The 6,485-nt window shown below is 64.7% G+C and carries 4 protein-coding genes and 1 pseudogene; 2 read left to right on the forward strand and 3 right to left on the reverse strand.

Features of this window, described 5'->3' with window-relative positions; translation table 11 throughout:
• The 3 genes and pseudogenes from WAN71_RS17770 to WAN71_RS17780 form a co-directional block, all read right to left on the reverse strand.
• Positions 1-527, reverse strand: a 527-nt coding sequence (locus WAN71_RS17770) for a cytochrome P450 (protein WP_422226594.1), incomplete at its 3' end; no start/stop codon positions are given.
• A gap of 363 nt (positions 528-890) precedes the next feature.
• Positions 891-1,169, reverse strand: a pseudogene (locus WAN71_RS17775) (cyclodehydratase); the annotation flags it as partial.
• 15 nt (positions 1,170-1,184) lie between these two features.
• Positions 1,185-2,588, reverse strand: a complete 1,404-nt coding sequence (locus WAN71_RS17780; RefSeq protein ID WP_422226595.1) for a zinc-dependent metalloprotease — start codon at positions 2,586-2,588, stop codon at positions 1,185-1,187.
• 87 nt (positions 2,589-2,675) lie between these two features.
• On the opposite strand from WAN71_RS17780, the gene WAN71_RS17785 reads away from it, so the two are divergent.
• Together WAN71_RS17785 and WAN71_RS17790 are read left to right on the forward strand one after the other, a co-directional pair.
• On the forward strand, positions 2,676-3,698 hold the full coding sequence (locus WAN71_RS17785; protein ID WP_422226596.1) for a PDZ domain-containing protein: 1,023 nt from the start codon (positions 2,676-2,678) through the stop codon (positions 3,696-3,698).
• An 80-nt stretch (positions 3,699-3,778) separates the two neighbouring features.
• Positions 3,779-6,485: UPF0182 family protein (locus WAN71_RS17790; protein ID WP_422226597.1), on the forward strand; the 2,707-nt coding region annotated here is incomplete at its 3' end.

The raw sequence follows: 6,485 nt of genomic DNA on the forward strand, positions 1-6,485 counted from the left end.
TCAGTGGACATGGGGTCGCTGCCGTCCCGCTGCACCGCACCGATACACAAGTTCAGCACCACGTCGGCCGGTAGCTCTACCTCACCGACGGTCGTCGGCCGGCTAGTAAAACGCTGGCAACTCGGCACCATCGGCTCCAACCGGAGGATCTCTTCAATGAACTCGCGTACGAGCTCAGGCTGACGTCGAAGCACGTCGCACAATTCGGGGTTGCGTGCCAACTCGAGTAAGTGCCATCCGGCGTGTTTGAACAGGTTGCGGCACGCCTCGGACAGGACATGGCCTGACCGCCCATTCAGGTGCTCAACAGGCAATAGCTGCAGACGCGACACGCTGTCGAAAAGGGCGTCAGCCATCGGCGTGGTCACATCGGCCACCGCGTCACCGCCACCAGCGGCGGCAAAACGATCGATCAGCGCGGCGGCGGTCGGCCGGAACTGCGCCGCAACGTCATGAGCTGATTTTGGGGCGAATAGCTGCTGGTGAACCTCGAGATCGCTTTCGGGAAGAGCGCGGGCGCGATCCAACCTTGCATCGTCCAGATTCGCTAACACCTCCTCCCGTCCGACCGCAAAGACAAAGTTTGCAAACATCCCGTTTGCCGCTGGATGTCGCAAAACCGGGCCGGCCTGTCGCGCCAGGCGCCAACCCAAGCCGCGGTCCGTGCTCAAGGCGTTTGCCGCCTCGGCGGGAAAGACTGGGCAGTCGGCAAGCTTCACATGCCCCCTCCTCATTCTCAGCCGAGTGGCGCTCTAAAATTCCCGCAACTTCGCGACGATAACGGGATTGAACCAGTGCATACCGTTACTTGCGGACGCGCAAACTCGTCGGTGCACGACGCCTCCGATTCCCAAGGGCGTCGAGGTGGATGTTCCCGGTTAGTAACTACCTAGGCAGCTGGTGACACCGGGGATGACCAGCGGCCCGACCAGGCCGGTGCCGTCGCGCACCCGGACCGCGAGGTGCGCGACGCCTTGACTGTGCAGATCGCGCAGCATCCGAGGGTCCGCCACCAGGTTGTCGGACAACACCACCAGGTCGGCGTCGGCGGACGTCATCGCGGCATGCGGTTGGCTGCTCTGCTTGACCCGGGCACCCGAACAGCGCAGCGACTCGACCAGCAGTTCTGACAGCGGGCCGCGTCCGTGCACCCGGATCGACGCCGACCGGGCGGAACGGCTGGGTCAGCTATCCACAGAGCCAGCGCCGCCGTCGGGGTCGGCGGGGCCGGCATCTGTGCCCCGCTCGAACTCGGCGATCGCCTCATCGATTCCGCTGGTATCGCCGCCGATGACCCGGTCGATGAACGCGGCCGGGTCGTCGAGGTCCTCGGTGTCGGGCAGCAGGTCGGGGTGTTGCCACACCGCGTCGCGGGCGTCGGCACCGGCGGCCTGGGTCAGCCGCTCCCAGAGCACGGCGGCCTCCCGCAGTTTGCGTGGCCGCAACTCAAGGCCGACCAGCGTGGCGAAGGTCTGCTCGGCCGGGCCGGCGGTGGCCCGACGGCGGCGCAGCGTCTCACCGAGAGCGGCCGCGCCGGGGATGCGGTCGCCGAGGGCTGCGGTCACCACTGTCTGTACCCAGCCCTCGATGAGCGCCAGCAGTGTCTCGAGCCGTTCCAGCGCCTGGGTCTGCTCCGGCGTGGCCTTGGGCTCGAACACCCCCTGGGTCAACAGCTGCTCGACGGCGGCCGGATCGTTCAGCGAGGCCGGGTTGAAATCGCGGGCCAGCTCCTCGATTCCGTGCATGTCGATCTTCATGCCCTTGGCGTAGGCCTCAACGGCGCCGAGCAGCTGGCTGGCCAGCCACGGCACATGACTGAACAACCGGTGATGGGCGGCCTCGCGAGCCGCCAGGAAGGTGACGATCTCGCTGCGGGACTGCTCGAGCCCGGCGGCGAAAGATTCGATGGCGTCCGGCAGCAGCGCGGCGATTCCCTTGGGCCCCAACGGCAAACCGATATCGGTCGACGTCAAAACTTCGCGGGACAGTCGGGCCAGCGCCTGGCCCAACTGCGAGCCGAACGCCATGCCGCCCATCTGCGACATCATCGACAGCAGCGGACCGGCCATGTTCTTGGCCTCGTCGGGCAACGCCTCGGCCCACACCGTCGCGATCTGCTGGGCCATCGGATCGCATAGCCGCTTCCAAATCTCCAGGGTGTTGTCCACCCAATCGGTCGGGGTCCAGGCGACGGCCTTGCTGGTACCCGCCGGCAGCGCGGTCACCCCGTCGAGCCAAGTCTCGGCGAGGTGGACGGCGTCGCTGATGGCCTGGTTGGTGGCGGCCGAAATCGGCGCCACGAACCCGATCGAATTCGACGCCAGCTGCCGGGCCAACTCGTAGTTCACCGGCCCGGAGCCTTGGCCACCGGCCATCGCGGAGCCGGCGCCGCTGAACATCTGCCCGAGACGGGTGAAGATCTGGCCGAGGTCGGCAATGTCGAATTCGCCGCCGAGGCCGCCGATACCAAACGGATCCGCAGATCCCGAGCCGGAGTCAGGGTCGTTTTCCCGCCGCTTGTCGCGGTCCGGGTCGTCTCCGCCGGAGAAGCCGAAAGGCAGGTCAGCCATGCCCCCAACGGTACTCACCGGCAGCGCACGACGCGCGATCCGCCGTCACGCTCTGAGTGAACCGGGTTCCTATTGCCGCTGACTAGTCCGTCTAGTGTTAGCCAGGTGAACAGGCGGATTCTGACGCTGATTGTGGCGCTGGTGCCGATCGTGGTCTTCGGTGTGCTGCTGGCGGTGGTGACGGTGCCTTTTGTGTCACTTGGCCCGGGCCCCGCGTTCGACACACTCGGCGAGGTCGACGGCAAGCAGGTCGTCGACATCAAAGGCACGCAGACGCACCCAACGTCGGGTCACCTGGACATGACGACGGTGTCCCAGCGGGACGATCTCAGCCTGGCGGAGGCGCTGACACTGTGGATTTCCGGGCAGGAACAGCTGATGCCGCGCGACCTGATCTACCCGCCGGGCAAATCGCGGGAGGAAATCGATAAAGACAACGACGCCGATTTCAAGGAGTCCGAGCACAACGCCGAGTTCGCGGCCCTGGGATATCTGAAGTACCCGCAGGCCATCACCGTCGTGGCGGTCACCGATCCCGGGCCGTCGGTGGGCAAGCTGCAGGCGGGTGACGCCGTTGCGGCGGTGAACGGGACGCCGGTCGCCAGCGTCGAGCAGTTCACGTCCTTGCTGAAGCACACCAAACCCGGCCAGCCGATCGCGGTCGACTTTCGCCGTAAGAATGCGCCCCCTGGCGTCGCTCAGATCACGTTGGGCAGCCATAAGGGTCGCGATTACGGCTTCGCGGGGGTCTCGGTGACGGATGCGCCTTGGGCGCCGTTCGTGGTTGATTTCAACCTCGCCAACGTGGGCGGGCCCTCGGCGGGCTTGATGTTCAGCCTGGCCGTCGTCGACAAACTCACCACCGGCAGTCTCGCCGGCTCGAAGTTCGTCGCGGGCACGGGCACGATCAGGGCCGACGGCACCGTGGGCCGTATCGGGGGCATCGGACACAAGATGACTGCTGCCCGGGCCGCCGGCGCGACGGTGTTTTTGGTACCGGCCGAAAACTGCTACGAGGCAACCTCCGAAAAGTTGTCCGGGCTGCAATTGGTGAAGGTCGCCAAGCTCGATGGAGCGGTGGATGCGCTGCATGCCGTCACCTCCGGCGGGCGGCCGCCCAGCTGCTAGGAGCCGGGCAATCAGAGCCGGTGCGTAGAGTTGTGATACGTCCGACGGCCACCGTCGACATGAAGCAGGGAGCGTAGCTAGTGGGGATGCGGCCCGCGGCCAGAATGCCGAAGCTGACTCGGCGCAGCCGGATTCTCATCACGATCGCCCTGGCGGTGATCTTGTTGCTGCTGATCGGTCCGCGCTTGATCGACGGCTACGTCGACTGGCTTTGGTTCGGCGAGCTGGGCTACCGATCGGTGTTTACCACCGTGCTGGTGACCCGACTGGTGTTGTTCCTGGTGGCAGGGCTGCTGGTCGGCGGCATCGTGTTCGGCGGCCTGGCACTGGCCTACCGCACCCGGCCGGTATTCGTCCCGAGCAACGGCAATGATCCGGTAGCCCGGTATCGCACCGTGGTGATGTCGAGGCTGCGGGTGATCGGAACCGGGGTTCCGGTGGCAATCGGCCTGCTCGCCGGAATCGTGGCGCAGACCTACTGGGTCCGCGTGCAGCTATTCTTGCACGGCGGCGACTTCGGCATCGCCGATCCGCAGTTCGGCAAGGACCTTGGCTTTTATGCTTTCGATCTGCCTTTCTACCGACTCGTCCTCAGCTTCTTGTTCGCGGCGCTGTTTTTGGCGTTCGTGGCGAATCTGCTGGCGCACTACGTGTTCGGTGGTATCCGGCTGTCCGGCCGCACCGGCGCGCTGAGCCGTTCGGCACGCATCCAGTTGATCAGCCTGATCGGTACCCTGGTGCTGCTCAAGGCATTTGCCTATTGGCTGGACCGCTATGAGCTGCTATCCCACACCCGCGGCGGGAAGCCGTTCACTGGGGCCGGGTACACCGATATCAACGCGGTGTTGCCCGCAAAGCTGATTCTGTTAGCGATCGCGTTGATCTGCGCCGCCGCGGTCTTCTCAGCGATCGTGCTGCGGGACTTACGAGTTCCGGCCATCGGACTGGTGCTACTGCTGCTGTCGTCGTTGATCGTCGGTGCAGGCTGGCCGCTGATCGTCGAGCAGATCAGCGTCAAACCCAATGCCGCGCAGAAGGAACGCGAGTACATCAGCCGAAGCATCACCGCGACCCGGCGAGCCTATGGCCTCACCGATGACGTTGTGACCTACCGCGATTACAGCGGCGACACGCGGGCAACCGCCGAGCAGGTCGCATCCGACCGTGCCACCACCTCCAACATCCGGCTGCTTGACCCGACGATCGTCAGTCCGGCGTTCACGCAATTCCAGCAGGGCAAGAACTTCTACTTTTTCCCCGACCAGCTATCCATCGACCGCTATGTCGACCACGACGGTCATCTGCGCGACTACGTCGTTGCCGCCCGCGAGCTCAACCCGGACCGGCTGATCGACAACCAGCGGGACTGGATCAACCGACACACCGTCTACACCCACGGCAACGGCTTCATCGCCTCGCCGGCCAACACAGTGCGCGGTATCGCCAACGACCCCAACCAGAACGGCGGATACCCGGAGTTTCTGGCCAACGTCGTCGGCGCCAACGGCGGGGTGGTCTCGCCCGGCCCGGCCCGGCTGGACCAGCCGCGGATCTACTTCGGACCGGTCATCGCCAACGCCGCTGCCGACTACGCGATCGTCGGAAGGAACGGCGCCGACCGGGAATACGACTACGAGACCAACGCCGAGACCAAGAACTACACCTACACCGGAGGCGGCGGGGTGCCGGTCGGCAGCTGGGTTTCGCGTAGCGTTTTCGCCGCGAAGTTCGCTGAGCGAAACTTCCTGTTCTCCAACGTGATCGGATCGAACAGCAAAATCTTGTTCAACCGCGATCCGGCGCAGCGGGTGGAGGCGGTGGCGCCGTGGTTGACCGCCGACAGCAACGTGTATCCGGCGATCGTCAACAAGCGGCTGGTGTGGATCATCGACGCCTACACCACGTTGGACAATTACCCGTATTCCGAGCTGACCTCGTTGTCGTCGGCCACCGCCGACTCCACCGAAGTCGCGTTCAACCGGCTGGTCCCCGATAAGCAGGTGTCCTACATCCGCAACTCGGTGAAGGCCACCGTCGATGCCTATGACGGGACGGTCTCGCTTTATCAGCAGGACGAGCGTGACCCGGTGCTCAAAGCGTGGATGAGAGTCTTCCCGGGGACGGTCAAACCCAAGAGCGATATCACCCCCGAATTGGCCGCCCATCTGCGCTATCCGGAGGACCTGTTCAAGGTGCAGCGGATGCTGTTGGCCAAATACCACGTCAACGACCCGGTGACGTTCTTCTCCACATCAGATTTCTGGGACGTCCCACTTGACCCGAACCCAACCGCCAGCAGCTATCAGCCGCCGTACTACATCGTCGCGAAAAACATTGCCAAAGAGGATAATTCGGCCTCGTTCCAACTAACCAGCGCGATGAACAGGTTCAAGCGTGACTACCTGGCCGCCTACATCAGCGCCAGCTCCGATCCAGCGACCTACGGCAGGATCACCGTGCTGACCATCCCCGGCCAAGTCAACGGACCGAAACTGGCCAACAATGCGATCACCACCGATACTGCTGTGTCGCAGGACCTTGGCGTGATCGGGCGGGATAACCAGAATCGGATCAAGTGGGGCAATCTTCTCACGCTGCCGGTCGGCCAGGGTGGGCTGTTGTATGTCGAACCGGTTTACGCCTCACCGGGTTCCAGCGATGCCGCCTCGTCCTATCCGCGCTTGATCCGGGTGGCGATGATGTACAACGACAAAATCGGGTACGGCCCCACCGTCGGCGACGCGCTGACCGGGCTGTTCGGGCCCGGCGCGGGCGCGACCGCGGCCG

It is taken from the genome of Mycobacterium sp. (assembly GCF_049280035.1).
Lineage (GTDB): Bacteria > Actinomycetota > Actinomycetes > Mycobacteriales > Mycobacteriaceae > Mycobacterium.